At 70.8% G+C, this 16,437-nt stretch carries 19 protein-coding genes and 3 tRNA genes; 14 read left to right on the top strand and 8 right to left on the bottom strand.

The window, feature by feature from the left end:
- From Q9S36_RS50060 to Q9S36_RS50025, 8 genes are all read left to right on the top strand, one after another.
- On the top strand, positions 1 to 704 hold a 704-nt coding region (locus Q9S36_RS50060), incomplete at its 5' end, for a pyridoxal-dependent decarboxylase (RefSeq protein ID WP_311292189.1).
- Between the two features lie 9 nt (positions 705 to 713).
- On the top strand, positions 714 to 1,526 hold the full coding sequence (locus tag Q9S36_RS50055) for a fumarylacetoacetate hydrolase family protein (protein WP_311292188.1): 813 nt from the start codon (positions 714 to 716) through the stop codon (positions 1,524 to 1,526).
- A gap of 20 nt (positions 1,527 to 1,546) precedes the next feature.
- Positions 1,547 to 3,001 carry a glutamate--tRNA ligase gene (gene gltX, locus Q9S36_RS50050; protein WP_311292187.1) on the top strand — a complete coding sequence of 485 codons (1,455 nt, stop codon included), beginning with the start codon at positions 1,547 to 1,549 and terminating at the stop codon, positions 2,999 to 3,001.
- A 16-nt stretch (positions 3,002 to 3,017) separates the two neighbouring features.
- Positions 3,018 to 4,022: a type II CAAX endopeptidase family protein gene (locus tag Q9S36_RS50045; protein WP_311292186.1), complete on the top strand. Its 1,005-nt coding sequence runs from the start codon at positions 3,018 to 3,020 to the stop codon at positions 4,020 to 4,022.
- Positions 4,023 to 4,094: 72 nt separating this feature from the next.
- Positions 4,095 to 4,166 (top strand) — tRNA-Gln (locus tag Q9S36_RS50040).
- A gap of 90 nt (positions 4,167 to 4,256) precedes the next feature.
- A tRNA-Glu gene (locus tag Q9S36_RS50035) sits at positions 4,257 to 4,329 on the top strand.
- A gap of 200 nt (positions 4,330 to 4,529) precedes the next feature.
- Complete coding sequence (locus tag Q9S36_RS50030) at positions 4,530 to 4,796, top strand: hypothetical protein (RefSeq protein WP_311292185.1); 267 nt, start codon at positions 4,530 to 4,532, stop codon at positions 4,794 to 4,796.
- A gap of 41 nt (positions 4,797 to 4,837) precedes the next feature.
- The gene (locus Q9S36_RS50025) at positions 4,838 to 5,095 is read left to right on the top strand and encodes a DUF1345 domain-containing protein (protein ID WP_311292184.1); all 258 of its coding nucleotides are present in this window, start codon (positions 4,838 to 4,840) and stop codon (positions 5,093 to 5,095) included.
- Here the strand turns inward: Q9S36_RS50025 and Q9S36_RS50020 are convergent.
- On the bottom strand, positions 5,089 to 6,093 hold the full coding sequence (locus tag Q9S36_RS50020; protein WP_311292183.1) for a hypothetical protein: 1,005 nt from the start codon (positions 6,091 to 6,093) through the stop codon (positions 5,089 to 5,091). The two genes, Q9S36_RS50025 and Q9S36_RS50020, sit on opposite strands and share 7 nt — an antisense overlap.
- A 212-nt stretch (positions 6,094 to 6,305) precedes the next feature.
- Here Q9S36_RS50020 and Q9S36_RS50015 point away from each other — a divergent pair, with 212 nt between their 5' ends.
- The 3 genes from Q9S36_RS50015 (at position 6,306) to Q9S36_RS50005 (ending at position 7,548) form a co-directional block, all read left to right on the top strand.
- Positions 6,306 to 6,731 (top strand): DUF4186 domain-containing protein, encoded by a 426-nt coding sequence (locus Q9S36_RS50015; RefSeq protein WP_311292182.1) that lies wholly within the window; start codon positions 6,306 to 6,308, stop codon positions 6,729 to 6,731.
- 106 nt (positions 6,732 to 6,837) lie between these two features.
- Positions 6,838 to 7,476 (top strand): hypothetical protein, encoded by a 639-nt coding sequence (locus Q9S36_RS50010; protein WP_311292181.1) that lies wholly within the window; start codon positions 6,838 to 6,840, stop codon positions 7,474 to 7,476.
- Positions 7,445 to 7,548 (top strand) — tRNA-Glu (locus Q9S36_RS50005). Before Q9S36_RS50010 ends, Q9S36_RS50005 begins: the two co-directional genes overlap by 32 nt.
- Before the next feature lie 68 nt (positions 7,549 to 7,616).
- Here the strand turns inward: Q9S36_RS50005 and Q9S36_RS50000 are convergent.
- From Q9S36_RS50000 to Q9S36_RS49985, 4 genes are all read right to left on the bottom strand, one after another.
- Entirely contained in the window at positions 7,617 to 8,282 is a 666-nt protein-coding gene (locus Q9S36_RS50000) for a response regulator transcription factor (protein WP_311292180.1), read from the bottom strand.
- Complete coding sequence (locus tag Q9S36_RS49995) at positions 8,279 to 9,358, bottom strand: histidine kinase (RefSeq protein ID WP_311292179.1); 1,080 nt, start codon at positions 9,356 to 9,358, stop codon at positions 8,279 to 8,281. Before Q9S36_RS49995 ends, Q9S36_RS50000 begins: the two co-directional genes overlap by 4 nt.
- 139 nt (positions 9,359 to 9,497) lie before the next feature.
- On the bottom strand, positions 9,498 to 9,815 hold the full coding sequence (locus Q9S36_RS49990) for a lactococcin 972 family bacteriocin (protein ID WP_311292178.1): 318 nt from the start codon (positions 9,813 to 9,815) through the stop codon (positions 9,498 to 9,500).
- A 132-nt stretch (positions 9,816 to 9,947) separates the two neighbouring features.
- Positions 9,948 to 10,622: a hypothetical protein gene (locus Q9S36_RS49985; RefSeq protein WP_311292177.1), complete on the bottom strand. Its 675-nt coding sequence runs from the start codon at positions 10,620 to 10,622 to the stop codon at positions 9,948 to 9,950.
- Between the two features lie 186 nt (positions 10,623 to 10,808).
- Here Q9S36_RS49985 and Q9S36_RS49980 point away from each other — a divergent pair, with 186 nt between their 5' ends.
- The 3 genes from Q9S36_RS49980 to Q9S36_RS49970 are packed head-to-tail and all read left to right on the top strand — an operon-like array spanning position 10,809 to position 13,824.
- Positions 10,809 to 12,725 carry a hypothetical protein gene (locus tag Q9S36_RS49980; RefSeq protein ID WP_311292176.1) on the top strand — a complete coding sequence of 639 codons (1,917 nt, stop codon included), beginning with the start codon at positions 10,809 to 10,811 and terminating at the stop codon, positions 12,723 to 12,725.
- A 29-nt stretch (positions 12,726 to 12,754) separates the two neighbouring features.
- On the top strand, positions 12,755 to 13,420 hold the full coding sequence (locus Q9S36_RS49975; RefSeq protein ID WP_311292175.1) for an ABC transporter ATP-binding protein: 666 nt from the start codon (positions 12,755 to 12,757) through the stop codon (positions 13,418 to 13,420).
- Positions 13,421 to 13,431: 11 nt separating this feature from the next.
- Positions 13,432 to 13,824 (top strand): hypothetical protein, encoded by a 393-nt coding sequence (locus tag Q9S36_RS49970; RefSeq protein WP_311292174.1) that lies wholly within the window; start codon positions 13,432 to 13,434, stop codon positions 13,822 to 13,824.
- Positions 13,825 to 13,844: 20 nt separating this feature from the next.
- On the opposite strand, the gene Q9S36_RS49965 is transcribed toward Q9S36_RS49970, so the two are convergent.
- From Q9S36_RS49965 to Q9S36_RS49955, 3 genes are read right to left on the bottom strand one after another with little or no spacing between them, the layout of a single operon-like run.
- Positions 13,845 to 14,240 carry a universal stress protein gene (locus Q9S36_RS49965; protein ID WP_311292173.1) on the bottom strand — a complete coding sequence of 132 codons (396 nt, stop codon included), beginning with the start codon at positions 14,238 to 14,240 and terminating at the stop codon, positions 13,845 to 13,847.
- Complete coding sequence (locus Q9S36_RS49960) at positions 14,237 to 15,805, bottom strand: tripartite tricarboxylate transporter permease (protein ID WP_311292172.1); 1,569 nt, start codon at positions 15,803 to 15,805, stop codon at positions 14,237 to 14,239. The genes Q9S36_RS49965 and Q9S36_RS49960 overlap by 4 nt, the downstream gene beginning before the upstream one ends.
- Positions 15,805 to 16,335, bottom strand: coding sequence for a tripartite tricarboxylate transporter TctB family protein (locus Q9S36_RS49955; RefSeq protein WP_311292171.1), 531 nt, complete (start codon positions 16,333 to 16,335; stop codon positions 15,805 to 15,807). Before Q9S36_RS49955 ends, Q9S36_RS49960 begins: the two co-directional genes overlap by 1 nt.
- Between the last annotated feature and the right edge of the window lie 102 nt (positions 16,336 to 16,437).

The following is a 16,437-nucleotide window of genomic DNA, read 5'->3' as shown; positions in this document are numbered from 1 at the left end:
GGCGACCGACGATCGTGTGCCTCCAGGCCGGCAACGTGCACTCCGGGGCGTTCGACCCGTTCGTCGAGACCATCGCGGCCGCGCACGACGCCGGCGCCTGGGTGCACGTCGACGGGGCGTTCGGGCTCTTCGCCGCGGCCTCGCCCGCGCGGCGCCACCTGGTCGAGGGCGTGGAGGCCGCGGACTCGTGGGCGACGGACGCGCACAAGACCCTCAACGTCCCCTACGACTGCGGCCTCGCGATCGTCCGCGACCGCGCCGCCCTCCGCGCGGCGATGGGCATGCACGGCGACTACCTGATCTTCGACGCGGCGGGGGAGCCGATGGACAAGGTCCCCGAGATCAGCCGCCGCGGCAGGGCCCTCCCGGTCTGGGCGGTGCTGAGGTCGCTGGGCCGCGACGGGGTGGCAGCCCTGGTCGACGGCTACTGCCGGCACGCCCGCGCCTTCGCCGACGGCATCGCCGCGATCGAGGGCGCCGAGGTGCTCAACGACGTCGTCTTCACGCAGGTGTGCGCGTCCTTCGGCGACGACGAGGCGACCCGTGGTGTCGTCGACGCGATGCTCGACGACGGCACGGCGTGGACGACGGGCTCGCGGTGGCGCGGCCGGGCCGTGCTGCGCGTCAGCGTGAGCAACTGGTCCACGACGGCCGCCGACGTGGACGCCAGTCTCGATGCGCTGCGGCGTGCGGCCGCTCGATAGGGTCGGTGCATGCGCATCTGCAGGTTCAGCACGGGTGAGGAGCCGCGCTTCGGCGTGGTCACGGGCGAGGTCGACGAGTTCGGCCAGCCCGCCGAGGACTCGGTCGTGGTGGCGCTCGCCGGCGACCCCCTCTACGTCGGGATCAAGCTCCTCGAGGAGGAGCACCGGCTCGGCGACGTACGTCTCCTCGCGCCGATCATCCCGCGCAGCAAGGTCGTCGGCATCGGCAAGAACTACGCCGCCCACGCTGCCGAGATGGGCGGGGAGGTCCCGGCCGAGCCGCTGATGTTCCTCAAGCCCAACACGACCGTCGTCGGTCCGGGCGACCCGATCTTCTACCCGCCGCAGACCAGCAACCTGCACTACGAGGGCGAGCTCGCGGTCGTGATCGGGCGCATCTGCCGCGACGTCCCCGCCGAGCAGGCCACCGACGTGATCTTCGGCTACACGATCGGCAACGACGTCACCGCCCGCGACCTGCAGCGCTCCGACGTGCAGTTCACCCGCGCCAAGGGCTTCGACTCCTTCTGCCCGCTGGGGCCGTGGATCGAGACCGACCTCGACCCGCAGGCGTTCATCGAGGGGCGGCAGGTCCAGACCCACCTCAACGGCGACCTCGTCCAGGACGGCTCGACCGCCGACATGATCTTCGACGTGCCGACGCTGGTCGCGCACGTCTCCTCCGTGATGACGCTGCTGCCGGGCGACGTCATCCTCACCGGCACCCCCGAGGGCGTCGGTCCGATGGAGGTCGGTGACGAGGTCGAGATCTCGATCGCCGGCATCGGCGCCCTCACCAACCCCGTAGCCACCCGCAGCTGACCCAGAGAGCCTGATCCCAGATGAGCACCCCAGTCCGCGTCCGCTTCTGCCCCTCGCCGACCGGCTCCCCGCACGTGGGCCTGGTCCGCACGGCCCTGTTCAACTGGGCGTTCGCGCGCCACCACGGCGGCCAGATCGTCTTCCGGATGGAGGACACCGACAAGGAGCGCAGCACCCGGGAGTCCTACGACGCGATCCTGGAGCTGTGGCGCTGGCTGGGCCTCGACTGGGACGAGGGCATCGAGGTCGGTGGACCGCACGGCCCCTACCTCCAGAGCGAGCGCGGTGACATCTACCGCGACGTGCTCGACCGCCTGCACGAGTCGTCGTACACCTATGACTGCTACTGCACGACCGAGGAGGTCGACGCGCGTCGCAAGGCGTCGGGCTCGAAGATGCAGGGGTACGACGGCTTCTGCCGCGAGCTCTCCGAGGAGCAGCGGGCGGCCTTCGAGGCCGAGGACCGCAAGCCCGTGGTGCGCTTTCGGATGCCCGACGGCTCGATCACCTGGGACGACCTGGTGCGCGGCGACATCACCTTCGACACGGTGAACGTCCCCGACTTCGCCCTCTCCCGCGCCAACGGCGACCCGCTCTACACGCTGGTCAACCCGGTCGACGACGCGCTGATGGAGGTGACCCACGTCCTGCGGGGCGAGGACCTGCTCTCCAGCACGCCGCGCCAGCTCGCCCTCTTCGACGCGCTCGTCGACCTCGGCATCGCCACGGCAGTGCCCGCCTACGGCCACCTGCCCTACGTGATGGGCCAGGGCAACAAGAAGCTCTCCAAGCGCGACCCCGAGGCGCACGCGCTGGCCTACCGCGAGCAGGGATTCGTGCCCGAGGGACTCCTCAACTACCTCGCCCTCCTGGGCTGGTCGATCGCGCCCGACCGCGACGTGTTCTCCATGGCCGAGATGATCGAGGCGTTCGACATCAAGGACGTCAACCCCAACCCGGCGCGCTTCGACCTCAAGAAGGCCGAGGCCATCAACACCTCCCAGCTGCGCCTGCTGCCGCTCGACGAGATCACGCACCGGGCGCTGCCGTTCCTCAAGGCCGCCGGTGTGGTCGGCGACCCGGTCAGCGACGCCGACGCCCAGCTGCTCGAGCTGGCGATGCCGCTCGTCGGCGAGCGCATCAACAAGCTCACCGAGGCCGCCCCCATGCTCGGCTTCCTCTTCGTCGACGAGGCCGACTTCGCCCGTGAGGAGGAGCTCGACGACGCGGCGAAGGACGTCGTCAAGGCGGCCCACGACGCGCTGGCGGGCCTCGACACCTGGAGCACCGCTGCCATCGACGAGGCGCTGCGCGCGTCACTGATCGAGGGCCTCGGGCTCAAGCCGCGCGTCGCCTTCGGCCCGGTCCGCATCGCGATCAGCGGCCGCAAGGTCAGCCCCCCGCTCTTCGAGTCGATGGAGCTGCTCGGCCGCGAGCGTTCGCTGACCCGCCTCCACGACGCCATGTCCGACTGAGCCGGTCGGATCGACCGTGGCACCACCGCTCACCCCCGACTTCCGTCCGCAGTACCACGAGCTGCACCGTGTCGGGCGCCCCGGCATCTGGCGCTCGCTCGTCGGTGCGCTCCTGCTCCTGCTGCTGGTCTTCGCGCTGGTCCCGCTCGTCGCGGGCCTGGTGGCGTTCGTGCTGCTGCTCGCCGCCGGACGTACGACGGCAGAGGCCACTGCGACGCTCGACGTGACGGCCGAGGCGACGCCGACGGGCCTGGCGCTGCTCAACGTGGTGATCGCCTCGGCGATCCCCCTGACGTGGGCGGTCACCTGGTGGCTGCACCGCCTCAAGCCGCGCTGGGTCTCGTCGGTCGCGCCCCGGATCCGCTGGCGCTACCTCTTCGCCTGCCTCGGCGTCTCGGTGGTGGCGCTGCTTGCCTCGCTCGGCGTCGGCCTGCTGCTCCCGCTGGCGCCGGGCGAGGCACCGGTCGGCGGGGTCAACGAGTTCACCACCCGGACCCGTGACTTCCTCCTGGTGATCCTGCTGCTGACGCCGCTGCAGGCGGCGGGGGAGGAGTACCTCTTCCGCGGCTACCTCACCCAGGCCTTCGGCTCGCTGGTGTGGTCGCGCCGGGTCTCCCAGGCGCTCGCCGTGCTGGGGCCGGCGCTGATCTTCGCGCTCTTCCACGGCCTCTCCCAGGACGCACCGGTCTTCTTCGACCGGTTCGCCTTCGGCGTCGTGGCGGGCATCCTGGTGATCCGCACCGGCGGCCTCGAGGCCGGCATCGCGATGCACGTGCTCAACAACTTCCTCGCCTTCGGGCTGGCGCTCGCGTTCGGCGACCTGACCTCCGCGCTCAACGCGACGGGCGGCAGCAGCTGGTGGATGATCCTCAGCACGCTGACCCAGTCGCTGGTCTACCTCGGCCTCGCGTCGTGGGTGGCACGGTCCATGGGGCTGGTCAGCATCGGACCGCCGGTCGGGGGAGTCCTGCCGCCCGCGGGCGGCCACCCCGAATTGGCCGTGCCACCGCCTCGCGTGTAACGTTCGGGGTCGGTTCCGGAAGGTTCGCCTGACGGGACCGCGTGGGTGTTCGGAGCAGATCCGATACCCCCATGGGGTATGGTGTAATTGGCAACACGGCTGATTCTGGTTCAGTTGTTCTAGGTTCGAGTCCTAGTACCCCAGCGGATCCGAGGCCCTCGGCCGAGGATTTGGAGCGAGAACTCCGGCACCGCTAGAGTTTCGCTCCGTTGCTCGCAAGAGCAGCACCTGCAAGCCCCCGTTGTGTAGCGGCCTAGCACGCCGCCCTCTCAAGGCGGTAGCGCCGGTTCGAATCCGGTCGGGGGTACGGCATCGAGAGATGGCCCTGACCAGCGGAAACGCTGGGAGGGGCCGTTTCTTCATTTCGGGCCGCGAGGTGCTCGGGACGACCGAGGACCAGGTGTCCACGCCCAAGCACGTCGTGTGGACATCCATGGTGCCTGAGCCCGCAGGCCCCCTCGCACGGGTTCTGCGCATGCGGTTCGCGGGCGCGGGAACCACTGCGAGATGACCGTGTACGTTGCTTGGACGTCGGCCGACCTGCACCAGCTCGATCTTCCTACGGACCTGGCCGGGCCGTGGCGCGAGGTCGTGGTCGCCGCGGACGAACTGGCATTCGTGGACTCCGAGGAGACGCTGTCGGCGGTCTACCACGCGCTGAAGTGGTCCCTTCCCGAAGGAGTCGCGCTCACCGTTGCCCCCGTGGCCGATCTGCCCAAGGCCAAGGGGCTGAGGCGCGGGACGAACAGCTGGCTGCGGGCGCGGTTCAGGTGAGAAGTCGGATCAGCGGGAGCGCGACCGGGCACGCGGCGGGCGTGGCTGAGGACGCACCCGAGCCCGACGCCTTGGGCGGCATCGACTTCAAGCAGGACCACCCACCCACCTACAGCGACTTCGCCTACATGGCCTTCACCGTCGGCATGTCGTACGCCGTCTCCGAGTCCGAACCCACCGCGACGCACATCAGGCGGGTCGCACTCGGGCACGCGCTCCTGTCCTACGCGTTCGGCACCGGCGTCCTGGCGGTGGCCATCAACCTGGCGACCAACCTGGTGACCAACCTGGGTCAGTGACCTCGACGCCTACCGCGCCGTGCGAGCCGCGTGCGCCGCTCCTCCTCGCGCTTGGAGTACGCGGCGGCGCGGATGGCCTCGTCCGACTCGAGCCCACTGCCGAGCGCCCCACCGACCGTTGCGGCGGATGCGACGAACCAGCTCAGCACGAACAAGTCGGGGTAGTCGAACGACATCTGGAGGTAGCCGCCCATCACTGCCGGATCGAGGACGAACAACGCCCACGCCAGGTTCATGAGGTAGAGCGCGGCGTAGCAGATGACGCCACCGACGGTCAGGGTCAGCAGGGTCGAGGCGTTGTAGAGGCGGGACCTCGACCGGGCCTGCTGCGAGTCGTCCTCAGGGCGGTCCCACAGCTCGCCGTCGATGGTGAGCCAACCGACGACCAGCGCGATGGACACGACCATCGCGATCACCAGGCGCCAGGTCGACAGCGACCCGGCCAGCAACCACACGGTCGAGTTGATGGTGGCGATGGCCCCCGTGGTGAGCGCGGCGACCATGGCCGACTTCAGACCAGGCACAAGCAGCCAAGGTCGGTTCGCCAGCACCATGCCGAGCAGGACGCGCAGGCGACCCCAGCGCCTCGACAGCGACACCCGGTGGTCGGTCCCGGCGGGGCGGTCCGTCATCTCGGAGATCAGGGTGCGCAGGGCACTCCGGCTGCGCCGGTGCATGTCGAGACCACCGAACGCGGGAAGGGACAGGACAGCGGTGCGGCGCCGGGGGTCGGCGTCAACCAGCAGGTAGCGCTCGTCATCGTCGTGGAGCGGAAGCTCCGTCAGCCCGACGACGACGTCCCAGCTGTGCTCGTGGGCCAGCTCGTCGAGGCGGCCCAGTGCCGCCTCCGGCTCCTCGGAGGCCGCGGTGAACGGCTCGCTGACCACCTCGATGTCCCAGTCCGGACGACCGTTCTCCGACACGAGGTCCTGGTTGCGCCGGGCCACATCCGTCGGCTTGGCCGGGTCGGCGACGAGTCCTACGCGCACGGTCTCCATCACACAGCAGTACCCATTGCCGACCCGTTGACGCGAGGGAGGCGCGACGGGTCCCGGCTCCCGTCGAGGCGGCCCGCCCTGAAGGTGGATCGACAGTCGTCGTCGTGGTCGACGCGCCGCGCGTCGTCCAGCTCGACCTGCCTGCGTAGCCGGAAGCGCGGCGTACGGCCCTTGCCCCGGGCGGGCCACCATGCCGTGCCTACGCTGGGGGAGTGTCCGACCCTGCCGAGATCGACCAGCGGATCGACCGCGCGACAGCGCGACCGTTCGGGCGGCGGTTCCACCTGCGGGGGCGGGAGCGGGCCACGGCTGAGCTGCGTGGCCCGCGGACGATGCGGGCCCACGCCGCGGAGATCATCTCGGAGCGGCTGGCGCCGGCCGAGCCGCGCAACGACGGCCGGCAGACGCCGTACCGCAACGACCCGGTCTTCGTGGCCCAGCACGCCACCGCGACGTGCTGCCGCAGCTGCCTGGAGACGTGGCACGGCATCGCCAAGGGACATCGGCTCGACCGCGATGAGCTGGCCTATGTGGTCGAGGTGATCGGGCGCTGGATCGACCGCGAGCTGGCGACCTCCACCGGCGGTCGAGGACGCGGTTGGGGGTCCCAGCCGAGCAAGGGAGCGGCGCGGGCCTAGCGGTGATCGGCTGCCCGGCCCGGTCGTGAGGAGCTGTTCGAGACCACGTCGACATGGGCACACGCGGGACCGCGCCGAAGGAAGCGTGGCGCGTACCGTTTCTCGAGTGGATCTCTCCGATCAGCTCCCCGAGCCGGAGCGAGAGATGCTGCAGAGTGGTCCCACTCGAGCGCCGCTGCTCGACCGGCTCCCGCCGACATGGCGACGCGGCGGCATCGTCGTCCTTGCCCTTGTGCTGGGTGCCATCGGCGGTGGTGGTGCGGTCTGGTGGTCGCAGGGTTGGTTCCCGAGGGACGCGGGAGTGCCTTCCCCGCCTGCTGTGGCCGGTGCCGAAGTGCGGCTCGTCCTGAGCGAGGTGGTGGCGTCCCCGCAACCGATCCGTCGGAACGGGACTGGCGAGAACGATCCCCTCCTGATCGACGGCATACTGCTCCACAGCCGGGGTCCGGGCACCGCGACGATCACGAGGATCCATCGATCCAGCGCAAGCTTGGCAATCCGAGTTTCCGAGCTACCGGTCAGACTCTCCGTGAACCATTCCTTCGAGCGAATCCGCCTGGAGATCACTGCGCGCGATTGCGGGCTTGCCTCCGAATGGACACCAAGCGCTCAGCCGTTCACCCTCACGTGGCAGGACGCCCGCGGAGGCACTCACAGGGCCACCGGCGGAGACCACGACGCGTCAATGGAGATCGGCATGATGCGTTACTTCGACCGGGTTTGCCACAACCAGCCCGCGCGCTGACGCTGGGCAGCATGTCGTCCCAGCCGCCGCCGTTTCAAGGCGGTAGCGCCGGTTCGAATCCGGTCGGGGGTACACAGCAGACGAGGCCCGGTCGCAAGACCGGGCCTCGAGTCATCTCCGCGCGATGGCCGAGAGGGCTGTCAGCGCCGCAGCCCGTGCTCGTACGAGAACACGACGACCTGGACCCGGTCGCGCAGACCGAGCTTGCGCAGGACCGAGCCGACGTGCGTCTTGATCGTGGACTCGCTCGCGATGAGCTCGCGCGCGATCTCCGAGTTCGACAGTCCACGCGCGATGCCGTCGAAGACGTCGCGCTCACGTTCGGTGAGCCGCTGCAGGACCTCCGGCTCGGCGGGGCGCGCCCGGAACTGGGTGTTGAGCAGGCCGAGGAGGTCGTCGGGGCCCAGGACCGCGTTGCCCGCGTGGACGGTGCGGACCGCATCCTGCAGCTGTGGTGGCGTCGCCGTCTTGAGCAGGAAGCCGCTGGCGCCCCAGCGGATCGCTGACGCCGCCCGGTCGTCGAGGGCGAACGTGGTGAGCACCACCACGCGCACGGGTCGTGCACGCCGGCTCGCACGCGCCTCGCTGAAGATCTGCCGGGTCGCCTCGGCGCCGTCCATCTCCGGCATCCGCACATCCATCAGCACCACGTCGGGGTGCAGACGGTCGACCGCCTCGACGGCGGCGAAGCCGTCGTCCGCCTCGCCGACGACCTCGAGGTCGGGACAGTTGTCGAGGACGACGCGCACGCCGGCGCGGAACAGGTGCTGGTCGTCGACCAGCAGCACGCGTACGGGATCGCTCATGCGTGCCTCTCCCGCTGCAGCGGGAGCCACGCCTCAGCCGTGAAGCGACCCGCGTCGCGTCGTACCTCGAGGCAGCCGTGCGCCGCTGCCACACGCTGCCGCATGCTGGCCAGGCCGATGCCGTCCGGCGACGGCTCCACCTGGTCCCCGACCTGGTTGGTGACGACCAACCTGAGCCCGTCACGCCAGTCCCGGACCACCTCGACCTCTCCTCCGTCGCCGTGCTTCATGGCGTTGGTCAGCATCTCCCGGAGCACCCGGCTGGCGACGGTCGCCGTGTCCGGTGCGAGGAGCCTCGGTTGCCCGACGACGCGGTCACGGATGGTGGCGCTGCCGGGAGGGATCGCGGAGATCAGGTCGTCGAGGTCGGACGCCTGCCGACCCCGGGTCTCACCCGCGAGGACCTGTCGAACCTCCGTCAGCGACTGACGCGCGTTGTCGGCGATCGTGTCGAGGACCTCCTGGACCCGCGGCTCAGGAGGTGGGTCGAGATAGCGGACGGAGCCGGCCTGGGCCAGGATGACGGCGAGGGAGTGGCCCACCACGTCGTGCACGTCGTGCGCGAACTGGGCCTGCCGTTCCAGCGTGTGCGACTCCACCTCGGTGCGCAGGAGCGCCAGGCGTGTGCGCTCGGCGCGAGCGCGCCACCTCAGTGTCACGCCCAGGAGCCAGGGGAGCGCGAGGGGGGAGGCGATGGTCAGCACGAGCAGCACGAGGGCGGTCGGGTCCGTGGTCAGGCCGGCGCGGTCGAGGCGCCGCACCGCCTCGGTGCCCGGGTTGACCAGGAACGCCCCCGTGATGACGTAGGCGAGGGGCATCAGCAGTCCGCTCGCCCACAACGTCGCCCGCCCTCCGTGGCGGGCGCAGAAGTACATGACGACCCCCATCGTCAGGGCGTCGGTGCTGACGCGGATGCCGGTGACGACGACCAGCGCCTCGAGGAGGAGCATCAGGACCAGGCCGGCTGCCGGCCGGAGGCGGGAGATCACGATCGCGGCCGCGAACGCGATCCCCGCGCTGAGCCGCACTCCCGTGGCCTCGGCGCGCGCCGAGGTGCCCACGACCGTCTCGGTCACCACGACTGCTGCCGCCAACACGGCCAGACCAGCCCAGGTCCATCGACTCACGCGCGCCACCCGGCGAGTATGCACGGGACCGCTACCAACACGAACGACCCCCGGCCACGCGGTGACCGGGGGATCGCGCGCTGTCGTGTCAGCAGGTGCGGTAGTAGTACTCGTCGGTGGCACCGGGGTAGTTCACGGCGTACTTCTCGGCGATCGACTTGAAGCCGGAACTCGTGCACGCGCTGCGCACGGTGTCGCCGTTCACGACGACCGTGGAGCCGTGCGACTTGCTCACCGTGTAGTAGGAACGCGCCTTCGCGTTCCAGAACCCGTACTCCCAGGTCCCACCGGTGGAGGGGGACTGGGTGCTGGATCCCGGGTGCAGCCATGCCATCGCCGGGCTGGCCGCTCCCATCGCAGTGAGGACCATCGCCGTGCCTGCGATGACCGACTTGAGCTTGTTCATGGATTCCTCCCGTAGTGAGCGAGGTGCTCGTCGTTGATGCCGCGCACACGTCATCACGGGCGCACCTGCGGGGGATATGGGGTGAGTCGGCTGGTACTCCCCGTTGACGTGAACCACCGCCGTTCGCGCGAATCACGTCCTCGTGGTGCGGGTCATCAGCGAGACGAGCGCAGCGCGCTTCCACCCACGGGCACGGCCGGCCTCACCGGGGAAGCACCGCTGGTACAGGTAGTCCACGTGCCGCTCGACCGCCTTCGGGGTCAAGGTCCATCCGCGGCTGCGCAGCCGGGCCGAGACCGCAGCTGCAGAGGGAGCGACCCCGTCACCCGCCATGCCGCGGCACAGCTCCTCGAGGACGGCGTGGTGTGCCGTCCCCGGCTGGAAGCCGGCGACCCTCAAGGGTGCCGTGCTGGTTGCGCAGGCACTCGGGTCGACGGCTCTCGGAGGCTCCGGTCCGATGACCGTCACGAGCTCGCTCGCCTCGCAGGACCCGACTCCGAAGGACAGCCCTGCGAACTCGAACGGCGAGACCAGCCTGCGCCTGCCCGGTGGGGCGACCACCCGCGAGCCGGGATGTTCGAGATCGACCACGAAGGCCCCTGCGTCCACGCTCAGGTTGTCCAGCTCCCAGTGGTCGTGGTCGACCCGCACGACGCCGCGGAACCAGGCGCCCGGCAGGGCCGACAGCACGAAGTCGACCCCGCACTCGGCACAGCCGCACGACCCCAGCACGACCACGCTCCCCGCCGCGGCGTCGATCCGACGGTCCGCTCCAGCCATCAACGTCACCGCAGTGCCGTCCCCCATCGGCCCTTCCTCCCCCGAGTCGCCCGAGTCGTCCGAGCGAGGATCGAACCAGCGGTGGCGATCGGGACACCTCAGACCCAGGTGCCGATCTCTGGTACCTGAGGACGAGGTCCGGCCGGTGCGCGATCCGTAGCGTCGATGGCGAATCGGATCGGAGGGGACATGCACCAACGGATCATCGCGGCTGTGGCGTCAGCACTCTTCGCCCTGCTCGCCGTCGTCAGCAGTGTGGTCACGGACCTGAACGACAGGAGCTATCCGGTCACGCTGGGTGCCACCAGCATCCTGAACCTCGACTTCGCGCCGAGCGGCATCGCGGACCGGGACGCATTCGACCGGCTGGCGCACCTCAGCGACCAGCACCACCTCGGGCTCGTGCGCATCCTGCCGGACCTGGCCGGAGACGCCGACGGCCAGGTCTTCGTGCCGTTGGGCTCGCGTCCCTCCCGACTTCCCGCCGAGGTCGCCTGGTACGGCTCGCAGCCCACGGGTGTGCTGGCCGGGCCGAGCGCCGTCGACCACTCGTTCGCCACCGGGCAGTACCTGGTGACCGGACGCCGCGACAGCCTCGACCAGGCCCTCGGCAGCCTGACCTCTGACGGTGTGAGGGTCCAGCGCGTCGACAAGGCTCCCACGCAGTCGGCGTCCTTCCTGCTGCGCCAGGACAGCTTCCGCACGACCCTGCTCGCCGGCCTCGCCCTCATGGCAGCGATGGCGCTCTTCTGGCTGTCAGCGCGCGCCCACGGCCGGGCGCTGCGGGTGCTGGGCGGCGTGAGCAGCCGCCGGATCCATCTCGAGGACCTCGGCCGTCTCGGCCTGACGGTGGCGCTGCCGGCGCTACCTGTCACTGTCGTCGCAGTCGCGATCGTGTGGTGGCGCCATGGCCGGCTGTGGATCGGCTCGTACCTCAGCACCCTGGTGCAGCTCGAGGTCGCCGTCGTGGCCGTCACGCTCGGGGGCGCGCTCGCCATGTCGATCGCCTCCTGGCCGAGCACGACCATGCTGGCGACGCGACAGCCCGCAGTCCGTGCACTGCGTGGGTCGTCCGGCGCGCTGAAGGCGGTGACGTTCGTGCTGGTGGTGGTGACTGCCGGACCCGCCTGGTGGGCCTACCACGAGGCCAAGGACTCGGCCGCGCAGGAGGCGCGCTGGCGCGCGTTGTCCGACCAGGTGGCGCTGCGCTTCCCGAGCGGCCTCGGTGAGGACGGCTTCGTCCGGGTCACCCGACAGGTCGGCGGGGTGATCGCCGACGCCGACCGCGCGGGTGACGTCGCAGTGAGCTACGCGATGGAGCCGGGGCAGCTCGGCATCCAGGACGACACCTACGACGCCATCGTCCTGGTCAACGGGGCCTGGTTGCGCCTGATGGGCGTCGGGGAGGACGACGTACGGCCGGTCGACGGTGCCGTGCCGGACGCGGTGCGCGCGGGCCTGGACCCCAACATGGAGCTGTGGCAGCGCCGCACCGGCGAGGCGTCGTCGATCTGGCGGTCCGCCGAGCTGCTCACGGTCCGAGGTGCTGCCGTACCGCTGGCCGGAGCGGGAAGCGGTGACCTCGTGTTCCCCGAACGTCCCCTGCTGATCGAGGTGGACGACGCCTCGTCCGCGTTCAACGACGACTTCCTCGCCTCGCTCTCGTCGAGCAACAACTTGGTGTTCGACGGACTCGACGCCACGACGGCCCGCCTGCGAGAGCACGGCCTGGGGACGACCCTGCAGGTGAAGCACGCCGCCGAGGACGGCGTCCTGCGCGCGCAGTTCACCGCGTACGAGGCCTGGCTCCGTGGCGCAGCGCTCGTCGCGCTGGCGGCGGCCTTCGTCCTCGCTCTCGCGATCAGCGCCATGATCACGGCCCTGCTGCAGGCGCGGCGCGACTTCCCCCTGCGACTCGACGGCCGCAGCTGGGGTTCGATCCTCCGCCAGCGGATCGGGCGTGAGTGGGCAGCCGGACTCGTCCTGGGCGGTGTCGTCGTGCTGTCGCAGGGACCCACCACGCTGCCGCCCACCGCAGTGGTCGTCGCGCTGACGATCGCCGCCGCCGTCGCGGCGCACGTCGCAGCGGTCCGCTGGACCTTCCGCAAGGTCAGCCAGCGGACCATCTGAACGTCACACCACAGGAGAGGAACGGATCGATGACACTGGAAGCGCGTCACGTCGGGGTGGAGCTCGACGATCGATGGGTCGTGCGCGACGAGTCGGTGGTCTGCCGGCCCGGTGAGATGACCGCGCTGGTCGGGCCGAGCGGGTCGGGCAAGACGACCCTGCTCCACTGCCTGGGTCTGCTGCAGGCCCCGAGCTCGGGCGACGTGCTCGTCGACGGGGAGTCGACGGCCGGTTGGAGGGACGGCCGGCGACGGCGGCTCTGGCGGGACCGGACGGCGTTCGTGCTCCAGGACTACGGGGTGATGCTGGAGGAGTCCGTCCACACCAACGTCACGATGAGGACGCGGGTGTGGAGCCGCCAGGCGAGCGGCGACCCGGGTCGGCTGCGCGCGGCGCTGGAGGTCACCGGGCTGGCCGACCGCGGTGACGAGCAGGCCTCCCACCTCAGCGGTGGTGAACGACAGCGACTGGCGATCGCCCGCGCTGTCTACAAGGACGCTCGTCTGGTGCTGGTGGACGAGCCCACGGCCTCCCTCGATGCCACCAACAGGGACCTCGTGATCGAGCTGTTCCGCGAGCGTGCCCGGCAGGGGTGCACCCTCGTCATCGCCACCCACGATCCAGCCGTCGTCGACGCGTGCCACGCGGTCCACCGCGTCGGGACCGCGTCCGCCCTCGAGGCGGTCCCGGCATGAGGGGGACGAGGATGAGGACGTCAGTGGTGGCCGGGTCCGTGCTGGGATGTCTGGCTCTGGCCGCCGGGGCGGTGCTGGGCGGGTTCGTGCCGATCCCCGGACTGGGTGGGTCGATGACGCACCCTCCCTGTCAGTCGTTGCCCACCTCCGAACGGGTGGCTGCCGCGATCGCGTCCCACCAACCCGTGACCGCGGCGATCCAGACGCTGGTCGACGGCGCGACCGTGTCGATCAAGCATCCGTGTGACGGGGCCTTCGCGGACAGGGCCCTGGTGCGCGTCGCTGTTCCCGACGCCAAGGCCCGCCAGCGGCTGCTGGCCTGGCTGGGCACCCACGACGGCTACGGCGTGCCGCTCGAGATCGAGGTCTCGCGCGCCGGGACCAGCGGCAGCGGTCCGGCCTGAGCGCGCCGCTGCCGCGACCGTCAGGCCTTCGGCTTGACCGCGGTGACGGCGCACTCGGCGCCGAGCAGGATCCGCTGCGCGACGCTGCCCATCAGCAGCTTGCCGACGGGGGAGCGGCGGCGCAGGCCGATGACGATGAGGTCCGCCGACACCTCGTCGGCCACCTCCAGCACCTGGTCACCGACGTCGGCGCCCATCGACCGGCGTACGTCCACCTGGATCCCGGACCCGGCCAGCTCGTCGGAGAGCCGGGCCAGCTGGTCGGAGTCGGCGTAGCGCTCGTCGACGAGGGCGTCGCCGCGGGTGGCGTTGACCACCACGATGTGGCCCTCCCGGAGCTTTGCCTCCTCGACCGCACGCGCCAGCGCGGCCTCGCCGTACTCGTCGGGGGTCCACCCGACCACGATCGTCGTCATCGCAGTGCCTCCTCGTTGCCCTGGTTGTCGGCCGCTTCGCCCTCGACCCTGCCAGATGCGTCGACCGCAGGCACGACCGGCGCCGGTCGGACCGCGCGGAAGACGAGCGGCACGACGACGACGAGCGCGACGATCACGTAGATCACGACGGCGAGCGGCTCGCTCCAGAGCGCCGAGACGTCGCCGTCCGAGATCGCCATCGCCTCGCGCAGCTGGGACTCCATGAGCGGACCGAGGATGACGCCCAGGATCAGCGGCAGCACCGGCAGCCCGAAGCGACGCATCAGCAGGCCGAGCAGGCCGAGCACGAGCAGCAGGAACAGGTCGAAGGCCTGCATGTTGGTCGCGTATGCGCCCAGCGCGGCGAAGAACAGGATGCCGGCGTAGAGCTGCGGTCGTGGGAGCTGCAGCAGCTTGGCCCACACCGGCGCCAGGGGCAGGTTGATCACCAGCAGCAGGGCGTTGCCGATCAGCAGGCTGGCCAGCAGGGCCCACACCAGCTCGGGCTGGTCGGACATCAGGCCCGGGCCGGACTCGATGCCGTAGCCCTGCAGGGCTGCGAGCATCACGGCCGAGGTGGCCGTCACCGGCAGGCCGAGCGCCAGCAGGGGCACGAAGGTGCCTGCCGCGGAGGCGTTGTTGGCCGCCTCCGGACCGGCCACGCCCTCGATGGCGCCCTTGCCGAACTCGTCGCGTCCCTTGCGGGCGGCGAGGCGCTTCTCGGTGAAGTACGACAGGAACGTCGGGATCTCCGCGCCCCCTGCCGGCAGCGCGCCGAACGGGAAGCCGTACGCCGTCCCCCGCAGCCACGGTCCCCACGACCGCCGGAGGTCGTCACGGCCCATCCACGGCCGACCGACCGGGATCACGTGCAGCGGGCTGCGGCGCAGGTGCGCGGCGACCCACAGGGCCTCGCCGAGGGCGAAGATGCCGACGGCGACCACGACGACGTCGATGCGGTCCGCGAGCAGCGGCTGGTCGAAGCTCAGGCGCGGCTGGCCGGTGTTGAGGTCGAGCCCGACCAGGCCGATCGTGAGCCCGAGGAACAGGGCGATGAAGCCCCGCAGCCGGGAGCTGCCCAGCACGCTGGTCACCATCGCCAGGGAGAGGACCATCAGCGCGAAGTACGACGGGGCACCGATCTCCACGGCGACCCTGGCGAGCGGGGGCGCGAAGAACACCACGAGCAGGGTGCCGATGGTGCCGGCGACGAAGGAGCCGATGGCCGCGGTGGCGAGGGCCTGGGCGGCCCGTCCCGCACGGGCCATGAGGTTGCCCTCGACGGCGGTCATCACGGAGGCGGACTCACCGGGGGTGTTGAGCAGGATCGCGGTGGTCGAGCCACCGTACATGCCGCCGTAGTAGATGCCTGCGAACATGATGAAGGCCGGGACCGGGTCCAGGCCGTACGTCACCGGCAGCAGCAGCGCGACCGCCATGGCCGGGCCGATCCCGGGCAGGACGCCGACGAACGTGCCGAGGAGGACGCCGATGGCGGCGTAGAGGAGGTTCTCCGGGGTCAGCACCGACCCGAAGCCGTCGAGGAGCAGGCTGAGGCTGTCCATCACAGCACCCCGTCCAGGATGCCGGCCGGGAGGATCACGCCCAGGCCCTCGTGGAAGAAGTACCAGCTGCTGACCGACAGCACGAGGCCGACGATCCCGTCACGGACGAAGGTGCGGCTGCCCAGCGACCACGCGGCGCCGACGAAGAGCAGTGCGCCGCTGACCGCCCAGCCGAGGAACGAGATCGTCAGCACGGTGAACAGCAGCACGCCGACGAGCTTCAGCACGGTGAGCCAGTCGGCCGGCTGACGCAGGTCGACGTCCTCGCCGCCCTCTCCCTCGGGCACGTCGCCGCGCAGGGTGGCGACGACGAGAAGGAGGCCGAGGGCGACGGTGACCGCGCCGATGACGTAGGGGAAGACGCGCGGGCCGACGGGGTCGCCGAAGCCGATCCGCAGGGTGGTGGCGTCGTAGAAGGTGTAGGCGCCGACCACGACGAGCAGCGCGGCGAGGCCGAGCTGGGCCAGGTCGCGGTCCGGCGTGGGCGGCGCCTCCGGTGCCGTGTGGGGGGTGTCGAGTGGTGTGCTCACAGCAGGTCCAGCTCCTCGAGGGTGCTGGCGACGCGCTCGTCCTGCTCGCGCAGGAAGGTGTCGAAGTCGTCGCCGGTCTTGAACTCGTCGATCCAGCCGTTG

The sequence above is a fragment of the Microbacterium sp. ARD31 genome (assembly GCF_031844425.1).
Note: the sequence above shows the minus strand (reverse complement) of the source record. Positions and strands in the feature narration are given on the sequence as shown.